A 15,705-nucleotide genomic window follows, 5' to 3' on the forward strand; every position below is an offset into this window, starting at 1 on the left:
CGGGTGGAGCCGCCGCTGACCGGGCCAGGATCGCCGCCTGGACCCGGTCGGCCGGCCCGAGCCGAACCAGGACCGCGCTCACGTGCGCCTTCGCCGTCCCCTCGGCGAGCGGCTGCGTACGGACGCTGTCCTGATCGGACGATCCACTGCCGATCGCGCTCCGGGACAGTCCATTGAGCGCGGCCGAGCAACAGCGCGCCGTTGCTCACCCGCCCGACCCTACCGATCGCGGCCGGGCCGCCGGGCGAGCCGGGTCAGCCGGGCGACGACCACGGCCAGGCCGGCCGCGGCCGTGACCGCGAGCGTGGCGGTGAGCGACGCGGGGAAGTAGGTGAGCTGCGCCCAGGTGACGGCCCGCCCGTTCATCAGCGCGGACAGCCACTGCGGCGACGTCACGAACACCGCCACCGGCAGCAGCGGCCAGATCAGGCCCGCCACGGCCGGCCAGCCGGTACGCCGGCAGGCCCAGCGGCCGGAACGCAGCGCACCGAGAATGCCGAGGCCGGCGGCCGGCGCCGCGATCAGCACGAGCACCGCGTCGATCCGCTGCCGTTCGCCGCCGGGCGGGTCCGCGGTGCGGCCGGCGGTCAGCGCGCTGAGGCCGAGCAGGATGTCGTACGTGTCGTCGTGCAGCGCGGCGCTGTTGGTCAGGACCGCGAAACCGTGCCCGGTGACCGGGTCGAACGCCTGGACCGACGTGTACGTGAAGAGGTTCCCGGAGTGCACCAGCAGCGTCCGTCCCTCCTCCACCTCGACGCTCCAGCCCATCGCGTAGTCCTCGCCGGGCGGCGGCCCGTGCAGCGTGGCCCGCGCGTCCGGGGTGAGCACCTGCGGCCCGTGCCCGGCCTGGCTGATCAGCCAGCGCCCCATGTCGGACGCGGTGGTGACGACCCCGCCGGCGCCGCCGCGGAACCCGGGCAGTTCGGCGCGCGGCACCCAGGCGCCGTAGAGCGAGACGTACCCGTCCGCGGGCCCGTCCCCGACGGTGCTGCCGCCCATGCCGAGCGGCCCGAAGACCCGCGCCCGCAGCGCGTCGGCGAACGGCCGGCCGTCGACCGCCTCGACCAGCCGGGCCGCGACGTCGTAGTTGACGTTGCAGTACTCGAAGCGGCTGCCGGGCTCGCCGGTCAGCGTGCCGTCGTGCAGCGCGGCCAGGTAGCCGGTGAGCGTCGTGGCGCGCTGGGTCGCGCCGATGTCGAGCGTCCGGTCGGACAGCCCGGAGGTGTGGTGCAGCAGGTGCCGCACGGTGATCCGGCCGGTCCGCGGGTCGGCCGTGCGGAACTCCGGTAGATAGGTGACGACCGGCGTGTCGAGCGCGACTCGCCGCTCGTCGACCAGGGAGAGGACCGCGGCCGCGGTGAACGACTTGCTGAGCGAGGCGACCCGCATCGGCGTGTCCGGGGTGACCGGCCGACCGGTGGAGTCACGCCCGAGGCCGGTCGCGTGCACCACCTGTCCGCCGTGGGTGACCACGGCGGACAGTCCGGGCAGGCCGGTCGCGTCGAGTGCGCCCCGCAGGTACGCGTCGACGGCGTCCGCGGACAGCGGCTCGGCGAGGTGGCCGGCGGGCCCGGGGCCGCCGAACCCGCGACCGGGGTGGCTCCACGCCGGTCCGGGAACGGCGACGAGCACGATGAGCGCGAGCGCTACCAGGAGAAGTTTCCGCACGCGTCGACGTTATGGAGCAACGGCCGCGGAAGCGCCTGCCGATAGTCGCGGGCGACCCCTGACGAAAGTCGTACCCGGCCGGTTTTGTGGTGACCACCCGCGCAACGTGCAGGGAGGAGCGCCAGCGACGACCGGTGCCCGCGGGAGCGTGCCCCTGCTGCCGCCCCGTCCCCCACCCCTAAACCGGTGTGAACACTGAGCCTCCGCCGGAAGCGGGAAGATCTCAGTCCTTGTCCTTCTTCTCCTTCTTCTTCTCCTCGCGCTCCAGCGCCAGGTCGAGCGCGAGCACGGCACCGATCACCAGCAGCGGGTTCTCGCCCGGCGCGACCTCGACCGCATAGGTGTCACGGATGGTCAGCCAGCGCTTGGAGACCTCGGCGACGCGGCTGCCGCCACGCTCGATGACGTACTCGTGGTCGAGCAGGTCGCCCTTCATCTCCAGGTCGTCCGGCCCGGGGACGTCGATGGTGAACTTCTCCCGGAACGGCGTGAAGAGCTTCTTCTTCACCTCGGCCGCCTTCTCGCCGCCGATCCGGATCTCGTAGGTGGGGCGCAGCGAGACCAGGTGGCGGTGGACGCTCGCGACCTCCTCGCCGGACAGGTCCTCGATCACCACCTTGTCGCGCACGCTGAGCACCTTGCCGTCGACGTGCAGGACCTTGGCGCCGTTCGCGTCGAGCACGTCGAAGTCGTCGCCGATGGAGAAGAACTTCTCACGAATCACATACATGCCCCATGTCATACCCGTCCGGGCCGGATCCAGCCAGAAATGCCGGTGCGGACCGCTAGATTCCGGAGGGTGGAGATCTCGGCGGACGCGCTGCGGCGAATGGTCGACGAAGCGATCGAGGACGACCCGACCGCGCTGGTCGAGGTGGCGCGGCTGCGGCCGGAGCTGCTGGCGCCCTATCACCTGCGGCTGGCCGAGGCCGGGGTGAGCTACGCGCCGGATCTCTACCGCGGCATGACCGAGGAGACCGCGGCCGAGCTGGTGCGGCGGGTCGACGCGGGCGCGGATCCGGGCCTGGTGTACCTGCTGGCGGTGAGCGGCACGGCGACGGCGGTCGAGGCGGTGCGGCGCTGGTCGGCGGAGCGCCCGGCCTGGACGGCCGATTTCCACGGCACGGTGGCACACGCCGGGCACGGCGGCGGCTGGGAACTGGATTCCGACGGAGGCCGGCGTGACCTCGCCTCCGCCACCGCATACGCGTTGATCCCCACCGAAGGACCGGGCATTTCCGGCGGTACGGTGAACGACGCGTCCTGCGGGTGGTGCGGCATGACGCTGTGGCGGCTGCTGGAGCTGGACGCGGCCCGCGCCACCGAGATCCTGGGCCGGGAATCGGGCGCGGTCGTGGTCGGCTGCTGCGTGCGGTGCGGGTGCTACACCGACTATTTCACCGCGCACGGCCGATTCGTCGAGGGCCCGCCGCGGCCGGACTTCCTCGGGCACGAGGGCGACGAGTGGGAACTGCCGGCCGCGCCACCGCTCGGGGCCGGGCCGCGGCGGCCGACCCCGTTCGCGGGCAACGCGTGGGAGGCGGGCGGTTCGACGCTGGGCGGCACGCCGGACTGGATCCAGGACCCGGCCTGTCCGGCGTGCCCGCGGTGCGGCCGCACCATGTTCTACCTCGGCCAGGTGACCGGCGAGGACGCCGCGGGCGAGTTCGCGGAGGGCTGCCACTACGCGTTCCACGACCCGGACTGCGGCATCTCCGCCGCCGTCTACCAGCAGAGCTGAAACCCTATTGGTGATACGTGGCGAGGAACGCGCCGAGCCGGCGGACCGCGTCGTCGAGCACGTCGGTCGGGGCCAGGTAGACCATCCGGATGTGGTCGGGCGTGTCCAGGTTGAAGCCGGTGCCGTGCGAGAGCAGCAGGTGCTGCTGTTCGAGCAGGTCGATTATCAGCTGCTCGTCGTCGCGGATCTTGTGCACGGCCGGGTCGAGTCGGGCGAAGAGGTAGAGCGCGCCGTCCGGCCGCACGCAGTCGACGCCGGGGATCGCGGTGATCGCCCCCCACGCGTGCGTGCGCTGCTCGTAGAGACGGCCGCCGGGCTCGATCAGCCGCTCGATGCTCTGGTAGCCGCCGAGCGCGGTCTGCACCGCGTGCTGGGCCGGCACGTTCGGGCAGAGCCGCATGTTCGCCAGTAGTTGCAGGCCGTCGACGTACTCGGTGTCCCGCGCGGTGAAGCCGCTCATCGCCAGCCAGCCGGACCGGAAACCCGCGGCCCGATAGGTCTTGGACAGGCCACCCATACTGATAACGGGTACGTCCGGGGCGAGCGCGGCCGCGGTGTGGTGCACCGCGCCGTCAAAGATGATCTTGTCGTAGATCTCGTCCGCGAGCACCATCAGCCCGTGCCTGCGGGCCAGCTCGAGCATGCCGAGCAGCACCTCGCGCGAGTAGACCGCGCCGGTCGGGTTGTTCGGGTTGATGATCACCATGGCCCGCGTGTTCGGCGTGATCTGCGCGGCCATGTGCTCCAGGTCCGGCAGCCAGCCCTGGCTCTCGTCGCACCGGTAGTGCACCGGCCGCCCGCCGCAGAGCGTGACCGCGCCGGTCCACAGCGGGTAGTCCGGGCTCGGCACCAGCACCTCGTCGCCGGTGTCCAGCAGCGCCTGCATGGTCATCACGATCAGCTCGGAGACGCCGTTGCCGAGCATCACGTCGTCCGGCTGCACCTCGGTCACGCCGCGCGACTGGTAATACTGCGCGACCGCCACCCGCGCGGAGTAGATGCCGCGCGCGTCGCTGTAGCCCTGCGCCGCGCCGAGGTTCTGCACCACGTCCGCCATGATCGGGTCGGGGGTGTTCATGCCCCACGGTGCCGGGTTGCCGAGGTTCAGCTTCAGGATCCGGTGGCCGGCCGCCTCCAGCTCCTGGGCACGGCGCAGCACCGGGCCGCGGATGTCGTACCGAACGCTCTTGAGCCGCTGCGCCTGCTTCACCGCTGATCTCCTCCCGACGAACCCGGCCAGACTACGCCTCCGGCCGGGGCGGGAGAGCGTCCGTTCGATCGTGGTCACGCCGGTGTCCATCGCATCGGTGACACCTGGGTATCTGCCGGCGGCCGTCAGCATGCGGGCCCGGGCGGCGATCGGGGGTGTCAACGCGACCGTGGCCGCGGGTGAGCGGGCCACCTTCAAGAACGGCTGGCTGAGCCGGGACACCGAGCACGGCCGGTGGATCGTCAACAGCGCCGGCCGGATCACCGGGGAACGCACCAACCTGGTCCTGGTCATGCTCTCCCACGGCAACCCGGACTACGGCGCGGGTGTCGGGCACGTGGAGACGATCGCCGCGCTGACCCGGCAGCACCTGGGCGTCTGACGGGTGCCGGCGGATAATTCGGGTGCGTACGCCGGTGGATCGGGGATAGCGTGCCGGGCATGAGCCGTGGGATCCGGGTGACCGTGCGTGGTGCCTTCGACGATCTGAGCGCCGCGCAGAAGGCGGAGCTGCTCGCGTCCGCCGCCGAGCACGACTTCCTGAACACGTCGTACACGCCGGAGGGCTACCTCGCGTACGACGTGGCCGCCCGCCCGTTCTTCACGTTCCGTTACCTGATCGAGGCGCCGGAGGACGAGGACCTGGACGTCACCGCGACCCGCGGCGAGCTGCTGGCGGTCGAGTGGCTGGACGCGCACGGCTACGCCTACAAGAACCTGACCGCCGCGGCCGTCGACCCGGCCGGGACCCCGCTCGGCGCCCGCGGCCGCCGCGCCGCCGCGAAGAGCTCCTGACCGCGGAGGCAGGGACCGCCGGATGAGCGATTCGGCATGACCCGAGGTGCCGGCCGCGGTGCTCTGCCCCGCCGTCGTCGACCCGGAGGGCACGCACCCCGGGGCCAGACGCCGCGGAAGGCAGCCCTTCCGCGGCGACCCGGCCCGCGGTCGCCGCGGTCGGCGGAGCCGTCCGCCTAGCGGATCAGCGTGATGATCACACTGCTGACCGTGCTGGAGACGATGAAGAACGGGGCGTTGACCAGGCCGTACAGCAACGGCTTGGGGAAGTTCGGGTTGATCGCGATCTGGAAGGTCATCGCGGTCAGGTAACCGACGCCGATCAGGACGCCGAAGGCGACGGCCGCGCCGATCGTGGTGACGTCCAGCGAACGGATCAGCACCGCGGACGTGATCACCGTGATCAGGATGCAGACGATCGGCCCGGCGTTCGACAGCGGGGTCGGCCTCGGCGCCGCCGCGCCCTCCCGGCCCAGCGCGACGGCGTAGTGCTTCGGGACGATCAGGGCGAAGTACAGACCGGCGAGTACGCCGCTGACGACGGTCGCGACGAGGATTCCCAGCCAGGCGAGGGGGTCCAGGCCAGTGAGCATGTGTGTCTCCGAATGACGGTGGGCGGGCCGGCCGGCCCGGCCTCTTCGGTGACGAGCATTCCGGCAGTAGGTGCCAGGGAGTGTCACCTTTGACAATCCGCGTCCGTACCGGCCAAATGCAGGCATGGATATCGCTCGCCGGATGTGGACGCTGCTGGAACCGGTGCACGCCGTCACCTACTTCACGCCGGCCGCGCGCGCCGCCTTCGAGGCGGCCGGGCTGCGCGGCTTCTGGCGCGGCTACTTCGCGGGCCGCGCCGCGCCGCTGGGTGCGGTCGGCGCCGGGCCGGTCGAGGCGACCTTCTTCGGTTTCGCGCCGACGATGGTACGGCGTGCGCTGCCCGACGTGTGGAACCGCGCCGCACCGGCCGCCGCCCTGGCCGCCCGTCTCGACGGCGCCCGCGCCTCGCTGTCCGGGCTCGCGCCGGACACCGGCCTCACCGAGGCGGCCGCGCTACTCCGCCGGGCCGCCGCCGGCCTTCCGCTGGCCGGCCGCCCGCTCGCCGCCGCGAACGCGGACCTGCCCTGGCCGGAGGACCCGCTCGGCGCGGTCTGGCACGGCGCGACGCTGCTGCGCGAGCACCGCGGCGACGGGCACGTGGCCGCGCTGCTGGTCGCCGGCCTGGACGGCGTTGAGTCGCTGGTCTGGCGGGCGTCCATGGACAGCGCCCGCGAGGTGCTGCAACCCGCTCGCGGCTGGACCGACGAGGAGTGGGACGCCGCGGCCGCCCGGCTCACCGACCGTGGCTGGCTGGCGTCCGGCACCGCCACCGAGATCGCGTACGCGGCCCGCGACACCGTCGAACGCCAGACCGACGTACTTGCCGCCGGCCCGTGGCAGACCCTCGGCACGGACGGCGTGTCCCGCCTGGAGCAGCTGCTGGCCCCGCTCTCCGAGGCCGCCCTGCGCCTGCTGCCGCACCCGAACCCGATCGTGCTGCCGCGCCCGGTCGCGTGATCGTCCGTGATCCACCCCGGGCGCGACGGCTCCCGATCGTCGTGCCGAGCCCGGTCACCTGACTGTCCGGCGTCCGTTGACCGGACTACGAGCGGCGCAGCCCGGCCGCGCCGAGGGCGGGATTGCGCCCACCCCACCGGCCCGAGGCCAGGTCGGCGCGTCCGCCCCGGCTCCCGCCGCCCGGCCCCGTAACCCTACCGCCCGGCGACGCGGGCCCGCCGCCGGCGTGCGGTGCCCAGGGCCTGTTGCTAGGCGACGAGCAGGCGCAGGCCCAGCTCGGCCGCGTCGAGCGCCGCGAGCTCGGGGTTGCGCGCGGCCCACCGCCCCGAGGCCAGGTCGGCGCGGATCTCGCCGACCGCCCGCCGCTCGGCCTCCGGCCCGACCCGGGCCCAGACCGACACCGCCCGGCGTGCCGCCTCGTCCAGGTACGCCTCCGGCCGGCGCCAGTAGGCCTCGAAGAAGCCGTCCGCGCAGTCCCACGGGATCAGCACCGGCGTGATACGCGCCCCGATCGCCCGCGCCAGCTCGTGCACCGGCGGCCGGCCGGCCACGAGCCCGGCGGCCTCGGGCAGGTAGTCACGGGTGAGCCAGAACCGCTGCCGCCATGCGCTGTCACCGGCGTCGTGGGTGAACACCACCACACGGCGGGCCACCCGGCGCATCTCGCGCAGGCCGGCGACCGGGTCCTGCCAGTGGTGCACGGTGCTGAACGCCATCGCGGCGTCGAACGACCGGTCCGGGAACGGCAGCCGCTCCGCGCGGGCCGCCACGCAGCGTGCCGCGTCCCGGGGCCGCTGTGCCCGCATGACCTCGGACGGTTCGACCGCGGTCACGTCCCGGTCCGCGGGCTCGTAGGAGCCGGTGCCGGCGCCGACGTTCAGCACCGTGCGCGCGTCGCCGAGCGCGGCCCAGACCTGCGCGGCGATCCGCGGCTCGGTGCGCCGCGTCGCCGGGTACGCGGACCCGATCGTCTCGTACAGCCGCGCACCGGCCGGTGTCGTCCCCATCGCGCGTCCCTCCAGTTCCCGGTCGATCGCCGTCACCATCGCGGCCGCGCGGTCCCGCTGCTCCAGCAGCACGCCGCGCAGCCGGTGCAGACGCCCGACCGCGTCCGCGGACGGGTCGTCGACCAGGTCGGCGACCTCCCGAAGACCGAAACCGAGCCGCCGGTACGCCAGCACCGCCCGCAGCCGCGCCACGTCCGCCGCCGAGTAGGCCCGGTGCCCCGCGCCGGTCCGCGCGGACGGCCGCACGAGGCCGATCTCGTCGTAGTGATGCAACGTCCGGACGGTCACGCCGGTCAGCCCGGCCACCCGGCCCACGGTCAGATGCGCCTCCACACCCGCGACTATCCGCCCTGACGCGGCGTGAGGAGCAAGCACACCGTGCCGCCGGCGGCGACAATGGTGGGATGGAGTCCGTGTGGGATTACCCGCGTCCACCGCGCCTGGAGCGCACCGCCCGGCGTGTCGTGGTGCGACACGCCGGGGTGGTGGTGGCGGAGAGCATCAACTGCTGGCGGGTGCTGGAGACCTCGCATCCGCCGGTCTACTACGTGCCGAGAACCGACATCACCCCCGGGCTGCTGCACCGGGATCCGGACCACCGGTCGTTCTGCGAGTTCAAGGGCGTGGCGACGTACTGGGACCTGGTCACGCCCGGCAACCGGGTGGCGCGCGCGGCCTGGTCGTACGAGGAGCCGTCACCGGCCTACGCGGAACTGACCGGCGCGCTCGCCTTCTACCCCAGCCGGGTGGACGAGTGCCGCGTCGACGACGACATCGTGCAGGCTCAGGAGGGCGACTTCTACGGCGGCTGGATCACCCCGGACGTCACCGGCCCGTTCAAGGGCGGCCCGGGCACGCGGGGCTGGTGAGCCCGCCCGGCGCCCGGTGAGCGCGCCGGGGTGCCGCGCGCCGTCAGCCGGTCATGGCGCCGGCCGGCGTACCCGTGGGGCGGCGGACGTGGACACCGCCGCGGTCTCGTCCGGCCTCCGCCTGGTGATCTTCGGGGCGTGTCACGTCGGCGCGTACGCCCCGGCGTGGCGCGCGCCGCGCTCGGCGGGCACCCGCTGGTCGCCGGCTGGGGCCGCCCGGGCACGCTGCAGCGCGCGGTCGACTTCCTGGAGGAGGGCCGCGAGTCCGACGTCGGCCTGGACGACCTGATCAAGGCGTGGCTGCTCACCGACGCCGTGCTGCCCGCCGCACCGGCCGACCCCGCCGGCCTGCCGCCCGCGGCCGTGCTCGGCGGTCGCATCGGCCGTCTCCGGCAGCGGTTCCCCACGGTCGTGGAACGCCTCGGCGCCGGCTGGGCCGCACACGACGGCCACCTCGACGTGACCGTTCCGCTGCCCGGCGGCCGCAGCCACGTGGTGCAGGTGTTCCTGGTGGACAGCACCGACCCGTTCTCCGAGGGCGTCACGCTCTGCGGCATGGAGGCCGGCGTCGGCCCGGTCTCACCGCTGATCACGCCGGAGACGCTGCCCGCCACGACCGGCACGCCCGGCTAAGGCCGGGTCGCGCTGGTGGCCGGCCCGACCGGCGTGCCACGGGTGGGCACGCAGTCGTTCACGCCGCTGACCGGCACGTCCAGCCAGCAGCTGGCCGCCCGCTGCTACCAGGTTGCGCTGCACGCGGACACGCTCGAATACACGATCTCCGGCATCGACGGGGACTGACGGGCACGAGCCGGTGCCGCTCGCGCGGCGCCGGCGGCGTACCACAGCGTCAGATCTTGATCGTCCCGCTTCCGGCGGGGTCACGTTCCGCCTGCTCCCGCGGGCACCGGTCGTCGCCCGCGCTCCTCTCTGTCCGTCACGTGGTGGTCACCACGAACCCCACCCGCTCCCCGAGGATCCAGAGCGGGTGGGTCCGGGACAATGAGGCGTGATCATTCCGAGTGACTCGCAGATCCGGGACCTGCACCAACGGCACGCACCGAGCCCGGAGGCGTTCGCGCTGGTGTGGACGCACTGCGAGATCGTCTGCGCGATCGCGGAACAGTTGCTGGACGGCCCCGGCGGCGCCGGCCTGGACCGGGATCTCGTCCGGGCCGGCGCGCTGCTGCACGACATCGGCGTCTACCGGCTCTACGGCGCGGACGGGCGGATCAACGGCCGCGAGTACGTCCGGCACGGCCTGCTCGGCCGGGACCTGCTGGCCGCGGAAGGGCTGCCGGACCCGCTGTGCCGGATCTGCGCGCACCACACCGGCGTCGGGATCAGCCGCGCGGACGTACTCGCCCAGGACCTGCCGCTGCCACCGGCCGACTACCTGGCGGAGAACGCGGAGGAACGGCTGGTCATGTACGCGGACAAGTTCCACAGCAAGAAAACCCCGCCGGTGTTCAACTCCGCCGAGTCGTTCGCCGCGTCGATCGGCCGGTTCGGCCCGGACAAGCCGGCCCGCTTCGCGCAGCTCCGCGCCGAGTTCGGCACCCCGGACCTGACCGGGCTCGCCGCGCGCCACGGCCACGTGCTCATCTGAGCACGTTTACCGCCGAATCCGCCGGGCACACGACCCTCCTCTCGATGGAGGTAAATGCGATGGCTAACCATTCGACGTCCGTGGCCGCCCGGTCCCCGGTCCGCACCGCCGCACTCGTGTACGCGGTCGTGTTCCTGCTCGTCGGCGCGGCCGGTTTCATCCCCGGCCTGACCACGAACTACGACACCATGCAGTTCGCCGGGCACGAGTCCGACGCGCTGCTGCTCGGCGTGTTCCAGGTGTCCATCCTGCACAACATCGTGCACCTGCTCTACGGCGTCGCCGGGCTCGCACTGGCCCGCACGGTCAACGGCGCCCGGCTGTTCCTGGTCGTCGGCGGCGCCACCTACCTGGTGCTGTGGCTGTACGGCCTGGTCATCGGCCACGACACCGCCGCCAACTTCGTGCCGCTGAACAACGCCGACAACTGGCTGCACCTGTTCCTGGCGGTCACCATGATCGCCCTGGGCCTGCTGCTGGTCCGGCGGCCGGCCCGCACCTGAGCCACCGGCAACCCGGGCCGGGGTGATCCGGTGGCCGGATCACGGCTCACAGGGGGACCCGGCCGCCGCCAGTGATGATCGCGGCGGCGGCCGGGTAGCCGGCCGGAGCGCGACCGGTCGCCCGCGGCGTCCACCGCGGCACCGGACGCCGTGGCATCAGCCACGCCGGACCCCGCGGTGCCGGCGACGCCCGGATGCCTCGGCGTCAGCGACGCCGGGCCCAGCGGTATCAGCGACGCCGGACACGGTGTCAGCGGCGGCGGAAGCGCCGGGCGAGACCGAACGTGAGCGCGGCGAACACGAGCACACCGGTGACCGCGACCACCGCGATCCCGGCCGGGCTGAGCCCTCCGGCCCGCTGCCCCGCCGCGGCCGGTGCCGGGTCGCCCTCCGTGCCGTCGTTCGCGACCGGTTCCGGCTCGGGCTCCGGCGCCGGGATCACCGAGGCGTAGCGGACGATCTCCGGGCGCGCGCCCTCGGACACGGTGAGCAGCGACGTCCCGTCGGGGCTGTAGGTGATCGCCTCCCCCTGCGGTTCGTCCGGCAGCGGGATCGCCTCCGCCGTACCCTCGGTGATGCTCTTGATGACGTCACCGTCAGTGACCAGGAACTCGAACGCGTCCGCGTACGTCCGCAGCACCACGCGGGTGCCGTCCGGCGACACGCCGCCGCCGGTCACCACGTAACGGCCGGCGAAGCCGAACGGATTACCGGTCTGCGAGTCCGGGATGCGCACCGAGCCGGCCTTGCGCAGCACACCCCCGTCGTCGCCCGGCACCGTGTACAGCCCGGGCGTGAACGGATCCTTGGTCACGATGATCGGCGTGCCGTCCCCGTCGAGCAGCAGCGCCTCCGCGTCCCGCGCCCCGTCCGGATAGGTGTACCGCACCGGCACCGGCTCGTCCGCGCCCGGATCCAGCCGCCACAGCCCGACCGTCTCCCGCACACTGCCGTTGTCGCCGACGTCCGCGACCCACACCGTCCCGTCCGGCGCGAGCGCCACGTCCTCGGTGTCCCGCGGCTCCGACGGATACCGCACCTCGCGAACCACCTGGCAGTCCCCGTCGAGGAAGAAGATGCGCCGGGCCGCCGGATCGTCCGCACCGTCGTTCACGGTCACGAACCCACCGTCCGGTGTGGCCGCGAGCCCCGACAGCTCCGCCAGCCGGTCGTCCGTCACCGCACACACGGCCTCCGGCGCAGGCGCCGCGAACCCGCCGCTGAGCAGCACCACCAGGATCCCGACCGCCGTCTTCACCCGATCATCCTGCCATGCGCCCACCGGCCCCGGCCGCAGGCCGAAGAGCCCACCACGCCATCACCGGTACGTGCAGCAGATACCCCACCTGCTCCAGCGCCGGCGACGCCCCCGCGGCCCCGGCCGTCCACGGCAGCACCACCGCGGCCAGCCCGAACGCGCCCACCACCAGCCCTGTCCACCGGCCACCCGCCGCCACCAGCGTGGCCGCGGTCCACAGCAGACCGGCGAGGTTGACCCCCCACTTCGCCACCAGCATCACGGCCGTGGCCGCACCGATCACGCCCGGCTCCCCGGCACGCCCCGCCAGCTGCGTCACCGCCAGATTCCCGGCATCATGCAGCACCCCCGCAACCCCGGCCGCGGCCAGCAGCCCACCCGCCACCACCGCTCGCACCGCCGCATCCCCCGCCGCCCGGCCCCGGGACGGCGATTCAGCCACCCACTGACCGGCGTACACCGCGGCCGGTAGGCCGCTCTCCGTAGGCGTGCCGGACGCACCACCACGACACACCGGCGTGTCGGGCGGAGACACGCCGGTGGGTGACGGCTCAGCGGGCCGCACCGCGGCGGAAGCGGCGCGGGTGAGGCCGCCGGTGGGTGGCGAATCCGCGAGCCGCACGGCGGCGGAAGCGGCGAGAGTGAGGCCGGCGGTGGTGAGGGCGAGCCAGCCGAGCAGGTCGAGGGCGAGTTCGAGAAGGTGCAGAGCGGTGCGGTCGTGGACCGCGGCGAGCGTGGCGGCGGGGGCGGACGGATTCAGGGTGAGTCCGGATGGCACGACGAGTGCGGCGGACGCGACCATGGCGAGTGGGGCGGCGATCAGCAGGATGCGGGTCCTCATGGGCGGACCGTAGAAGCCTGACGCAGCGTGAAGGTCAAGGAGGACACCGTGTGGCGAATCGGCCAGCTGGCCCGGATGACCGGCGTCTCCGAGCGGACGCTGCGCCACTACGACGCGATCGGGCTGCTGCCACCGGCCGCGGTCACGGCGGGCAGCGGGCACCGCTGGTACGGCACAGCGGAACTGGCCCGCCTGGAACGCATCCGCGGCCTGCAACGCCTCGGCCTGCCGCTGAAGCAGATCGCCACCCTGGCCGGCGCACCGGACCGGGACCTGCACACCGCGCTGACCGGATCGCTCGCGGACCTGCGCGCCCGGATCGCCGTCATGACCGCCGCGCTCGCGGCCGCGGAGGCACACCTGTCCGACCCGTCCGGCCTGCTGCCCCAGCAGACGACCGTGGGCCCGCGTGACCTGCGCGTGCTGAGGCGACGGATCACCGGCCCGTCCGAGCTGACCGGCCTGTGCGGTGACACCCCGGGCACCCTGCTGACCTGGCTCGATCACGCGGCCGGCTCGACCCCGCCCCCGGACCCGGAAACCGGGTTCCAGGCCGCGCTGACGGTCTCCGGCGGACACCGCATGACGCTGCCCGCGCGGACCGTGGTGCGTGCGGTGGTGCCATCGACCGCGGGCGTGCCGCCGTACCGAAACCCAACGCTTCGCACGGACGCGGAACCGCCGCCCGCCTCAGGGCCACCGCGGCACGCGGGCATGCCGCTGCGCGCGGAACGGCCGCCGGGCGCGGGCACCTCGTGGCACGGGAACACACCGCCGGGTGCCGGAGCGCCGCCGGACTCGGCTGTGGTGGCGGCCGGGAAGGCGCTGTTCGCATGGGTGGACCGGCACGGGCTGGCCGTTGCCGGACCGACGGTCGAGGATCATCTCGTCGACGGCGACGGCGGCACGCTGACCGTCCTGGAGCTGACCGTGGTGGCGAAGTCGCTCCCGCCGTCAGCCGCCCTCGCCGACCGGTCCGAAGATGGGCCGAGCGCCGGGAGACGGTAGTTCGCCGGCGGGGGCGCCGGTGTTCTGGCAGGCGGCCAGCAGCCACCGGCCCTCTTCCTTGGACATGATCCAGAGCGGGGTGCCCAGGTCCTCCCCCTCCGGCGTGCGATAGGACTGGCGCACCTTGACGGCCGCCACGTCGGGCCGGATGAACAGGACGTGCTCGAGTGTGAACGTCACGGTCGAGTCGCGCATCCCGCCGGGGAGCACCTGCCGGGTGAACGCGGCGATCGCATCGAGGCCGAAGAGTAGCTTGCCGTGGCCGGTCGTCCAGACGGCGTCGTCGCGGAACACGTCCAGGAACTCGCCGGGCAGTTCGTTGTTCTGCGCATGCTGGACCGTGGCCAGCACGCGTTCGATCGCCGCGATGTCGTCGGCGCGGGCCGGTGCACTCAGGTCCGAAGTGGTCATGTCCAGCACGCTAGAACCTGCACCGCGGTTGAGATCAACACCGCCGGCGCTCGCACGGCGTACCCTATTGATTTATGATTGTCGATTTTATGGTGCGGCCGTTGCTGGCCGCCGCGCTACTCGTCACGCCGGCCGCGCCGGCACCGCCCGCGCAGGCCGCGCACACGGCCGGACGGGTCGTCGCCGACGGTGCCGCGCTCCGGTACAGCTGGCCGGGCGTCTACTTCGAGGGCCGGTTCCGCGGGACCGGGGTCGGGATCGTGCTGAACGACGCGGACAACGACTACGACGTCGCGGTGGACGGGGTCACGGTGGCGACGCTGGTGAAGCCGGGCGCGATCACCCACCGGGTGACCGGGCTGAAGCCCGGCGCGCACACGGTACGGCTGGTCAAGCGCACCGAGAGCCCGTGGACGTCCGGCGCGTTCGGTGGGTTCGTGCCGGTGGCCGGCGGGGTGATCCTGGCGGCGCCGCCCGCGCGCCCGCGCCAGATCGAGTTCATCGGCGACTCGTACACGGCCGGGTACGGCAACGAGTCCGCGACCCGGGACTGCACCGGCGACGAGGTGCACCGGACCACGAACGCCGACCGCAGCTTCGGCGCGCTGGCCGCGCGCGGGCTGGGCGCCGACTACCAGCTCAACGCGTTCTCCGGACGGGGCATGGTGCGCAACTACAACGGCGGCGAGCCGGGCACCAGCTACCGCACCTACTACGAGCGGGGGTCTGCTCGCGGTGGACGGTGACGTGTGGCAGCGGCCCCGGACCTGGCGGCCGCAGCTGGTCGTGGTGGGGCTGGGTATCAACGACTTCTCCACCGCGATCAACCCGGGTGAGCCGTGGACGCCGGAGTCGCTCGCCGAGGCGTACCGGCTGGCTTATCACGGTTTTCTGGACACGCTCCGGGCGCGCTACGGCGAGCGGACGATCATCGTGGTGAGCAGCACCGACAGCGCGGCCGGCTTCCCCGAGGCGGCCGCACGGGTGGTCACCGAGCGCAGCGACCGGGTACGGCTGTGGCACTACCCGGGCACCGGTCTGGACTACGGCGGCTGTCACTGGCACCCGTCGCTGGCCGATCACACGCTGATCGCCGCGCGCCTGCGGTCCTTCGTGGACACGCTGCCACTGCGCTGGTGACGTAGGTCGGAGGAGCTACGCCGTAGTGACCGCGCGATGGTGACGACGCCGGGCGTGACCGTCCGTAGCTTTCTGCGTGACCGCGGCGGGAGGG

The 15,705-nt window shown here is 73.3% G+C and carries 20 protein-coding genes; 12 read left to right on the forward strand and 8 right to left on the reverse strand.

Annotated features, from left to right (window positions below):
• Positions 1-219 precede the first annotated feature (219 nt).
• Positions 220-1,668 carry a serine hydrolase domain-containing protein gene (locus J2S42_RS04535; RefSeq protein ID WP_307235490.1) on the reverse strand — a complete coding sequence of 483 codons (1,449 nt, stop codon included), beginning with the start codon at positions 1,666-1,668 and terminating at the stop codon, positions 220-222.
• A 223-nt stretch (positions 1,669-1,891) separates the two neighbouring features.
• On the reverse strand, positions 1,892-2,398 hold the full coding sequence (locus tag J2S42_RS04540; protein ID WP_307235492.1) for an LURP-one-related/scramblase family protein: 507 nt from the start codon (positions 2,396-2,398) through the stop codon (positions 1,892-1,894).
• Positions 2,399-2,467: 69 nt separating this feature from the next.
• Here J2S42_RS04540 and J2S42_RS04545 point away from each other — a divergent pair, with 69 nt between their 5' ends.
• Positions 2,468-3,409, forward strand: coding sequence for a hypothetical protein (locus J2S42_RS04545; protein ID WP_307235494.1), 942 nt, complete (start codon positions 2,468-2,470; stop codon positions 3,407-3,409).
• Between the two features lie 4 nt (positions 3,410-3,413).
• Here the strand turns inward: J2S42_RS04545 and J2S42_RS04550 are convergent, their stop codons facing one another.
• Entirely contained in the window at positions 3,414-4,619 is a 1,206-nt protein-coding gene (locus J2S42_RS04550) for a pyridoxal phosphate-dependent aminotransferase (protein WP_307235496.1), read from the reverse strand.
• 97 nt (positions 4,620-4,716) lie between these two features.
• Between J2S42_RS04550 and J2S42_RS04555 the strand changes: the two genes are divergently transcribed.
• A complete protein-coding gene (locus J2S42_RS04555; protein ID WP_307235498.1) occupies positions 4,717-5,001 on the forward strand; it encodes a hypothetical protein in 285 nt (94 codons plus the stop codon).
• Positions 5,002-5,060: 59 nt separating this feature from the next.
• Positions 5,061-5,414 carry a DUF6204 family protein gene (locus tag J2S42_RS04560; protein ID WP_307235500.1) on the forward strand — a complete coding sequence of 118 codons (354 nt, stop codon included), beginning with the start codon at positions 5,061-5,063 and terminating at the stop codon, positions 5,412-5,414.
• Between the two features lie 176 nt (positions 5,415-5,590).
• On the opposite strand, the gene J2S42_RS04565 is transcribed toward J2S42_RS04560, so the two are convergent.
• Entirely contained in the window at positions 5,591-6,007 is a 417-nt protein-coding gene (locus tag J2S42_RS04565) for a DUF1761 domain-containing protein (RefSeq protein ID WP_307235502.1), read from the reverse strand.
• A 124-nt stretch (positions 6,008-6,131) separates the two neighbouring features.
• Between J2S42_RS04565 and J2S42_RS04570 the strand changes: the two genes are divergently transcribed.
• A complete protein-coding gene (locus J2S42_RS04570; protein ID WP_442320083.1) occupies positions 6,132-6,965 on the forward strand; it encodes an SCO6745 family protein in 834 nt (277 codons plus the stop codon).
• A gap of 248 nt (positions 6,966-7,213) precedes the next feature.
• On the opposite strand, the gene J2S42_RS04575 is transcribed toward J2S42_RS04570, so the two are convergent.
• Positions 7,214-8,305, reverse strand: coding sequence for a MerR family transcriptional regulator (locus J2S42_RS04575; RefSeq protein ID WP_307235504.1), 1,092 nt, complete (start codon positions 8,303-8,305; stop codon positions 7,214-7,216).
• A gap of 71 nt (positions 8,306-8,376) precedes the next feature.
• Here J2S42_RS04575 and J2S42_RS04580 point away from each other — a divergent pair, with 71 nt between their 5' ends.
• From J2S42_RS04580 to J2S42_RS04600, 5 genes are all read left to right on the forward strand, one after another.
• On the forward strand, positions 8,377-8,841 hold the full coding sequence (locus tag J2S42_RS04580) for a DUF427 domain-containing protein (RefSeq protein WP_307235506.1): 465 nt from the start codon (positions 8,377-8,379) through the stop codon (positions 8,839-8,841).
• A gap of 138 nt (positions 8,842-8,979) precedes the next feature.
• Positions 8,980-9,474 carry a hypothetical protein gene (locus J2S42_RS04585; RefSeq protein ID WP_307235508.1) on the forward strand — a complete coding sequence of 165 codons (495 nt, stop codon included), beginning with the start codon at positions 8,980-8,982 and terminating at the stop codon, positions 9,472-9,474.
• 15 nt (positions 9,475-9,489) lie between these two features.
• Positions 9,490-9,642, forward strand: coding sequence for a hypothetical protein (locus J2S42_RS04590; protein ID WP_307235510.1), 153 nt, complete (start codon positions 9,490-9,492; stop codon positions 9,640-9,642).
• 208 nt (positions 9,643-9,850) lie between these two features.
• Positions 9,851-10,450 carry an HD domain-containing protein gene (locus J2S42_RS04595; protein WP_307235512.1) on the forward strand — a complete coding sequence of 200 codons (600 nt, stop codon included), beginning with the start codon at positions 9,851-9,853 and terminating at the stop codon, positions 10,448-10,450.
• A gap of 59 nt (positions 10,451-10,509) precedes the next feature.
• Positions 10,510-10,953 (forward strand): DUF4383 domain-containing protein, encoded by a 444-nt coding sequence (locus J2S42_RS04600; protein ID WP_307235514.1) that lies wholly within the window; start codon positions 10,510-10,512, stop codon positions 10,951-10,953.
• A gap of 250 nt (positions 10,954-11,203) precedes the next feature.
• Here J2S42_RS04600 and J2S42_RS04605 read toward each other — a convergent pair whose 3' ends face one another.
• Entirely contained in the window at positions 11,204-12,211 is a 1,008-nt protein-coding gene (locus J2S42_RS04605) for an SMP-30/gluconolactonase/LRE family protein (RefSeq protein ID WP_307235516.1), read from the reverse strand.
• A 4-nt stretch (positions 12,212-12,215) separates the two neighbouring features.
• Complete coding sequence (locus J2S42_RS04610) at positions 12,216-13,052, reverse strand: hypothetical protein (protein WP_307235518.1); 837 nt, start codon at positions 13,050-13,052, stop codon at positions 12,216-12,218.
• A gap of 27 nt (positions 13,053-13,079) precedes the next feature.
• Between J2S42_RS04610 and J2S42_RS04615 the strand changes: the two genes are divergently transcribed.
• Positions 13,080-14,060 carry a MerR family transcriptional regulator gene (locus tag J2S42_RS04615; RefSeq protein ID WP_307235520.1) on the forward strand — a complete coding sequence of 327 codons (981 nt, stop codon included), beginning with the start codon at positions 13,080-13,082 and terminating at the stop codon, positions 14,058-14,060.
• On the opposite strand, the gene J2S42_RS04620 is transcribed toward J2S42_RS04615, so the two are convergent.
• Positions 14,007-14,471 (reverse strand): SgcJ/EcaC family oxidoreductase, encoded by a 465-nt coding sequence (locus tag J2S42_RS04620; protein WP_307235522.1) that lies wholly within the window; start codon positions 14,469-14,471, stop codon positions 14,007-14,009. The genes J2S42_RS04615 and J2S42_RS04620 overlap by 54 nt on opposite strands.
• 74 nt (positions 14,472-14,545) lie before the next feature.
• Here J2S42_RS04620 and J2S42_RS04625 point away from each other — a divergent pair, with 74 nt between their 5' ends.
• Positions 14,546-15,217, forward strand: coding sequence for an SGNH/GDSL hydrolase family protein (locus J2S42_RS04625; RefSeq protein WP_307235524.1), 672 nt, complete (start codon positions 14,546-14,548; stop codon positions 15,215-15,217).
• The gene (locus tag J2S42_RS04630; protein ID WP_307235526.1) at positions 15,207-15,611 is read left to right on the forward strand and encodes an SGNH/GDSL hydrolase family protein; all 405 of its coding nucleotides are present in this window, start codon (positions 15,207-15,209) and stop codon (positions 15,609-15,611) included. The genes J2S42_RS04625 and J2S42_RS04630 overlap by 11 nt, the downstream gene beginning before the upstream one ends.
• Positions 15,612-15,705: the final 94 nt, after the last annotated feature.

Origin of the sequence: Catenuloplanes indicus (genome assembly GCF_030813715.1) — a bacterium.
Lineage (GTDB): Bacteria > Actinomycetota > Actinomycetes > Mycobacteriales > Micromonosporaceae > Catenuloplanes > Catenuloplanes indicus.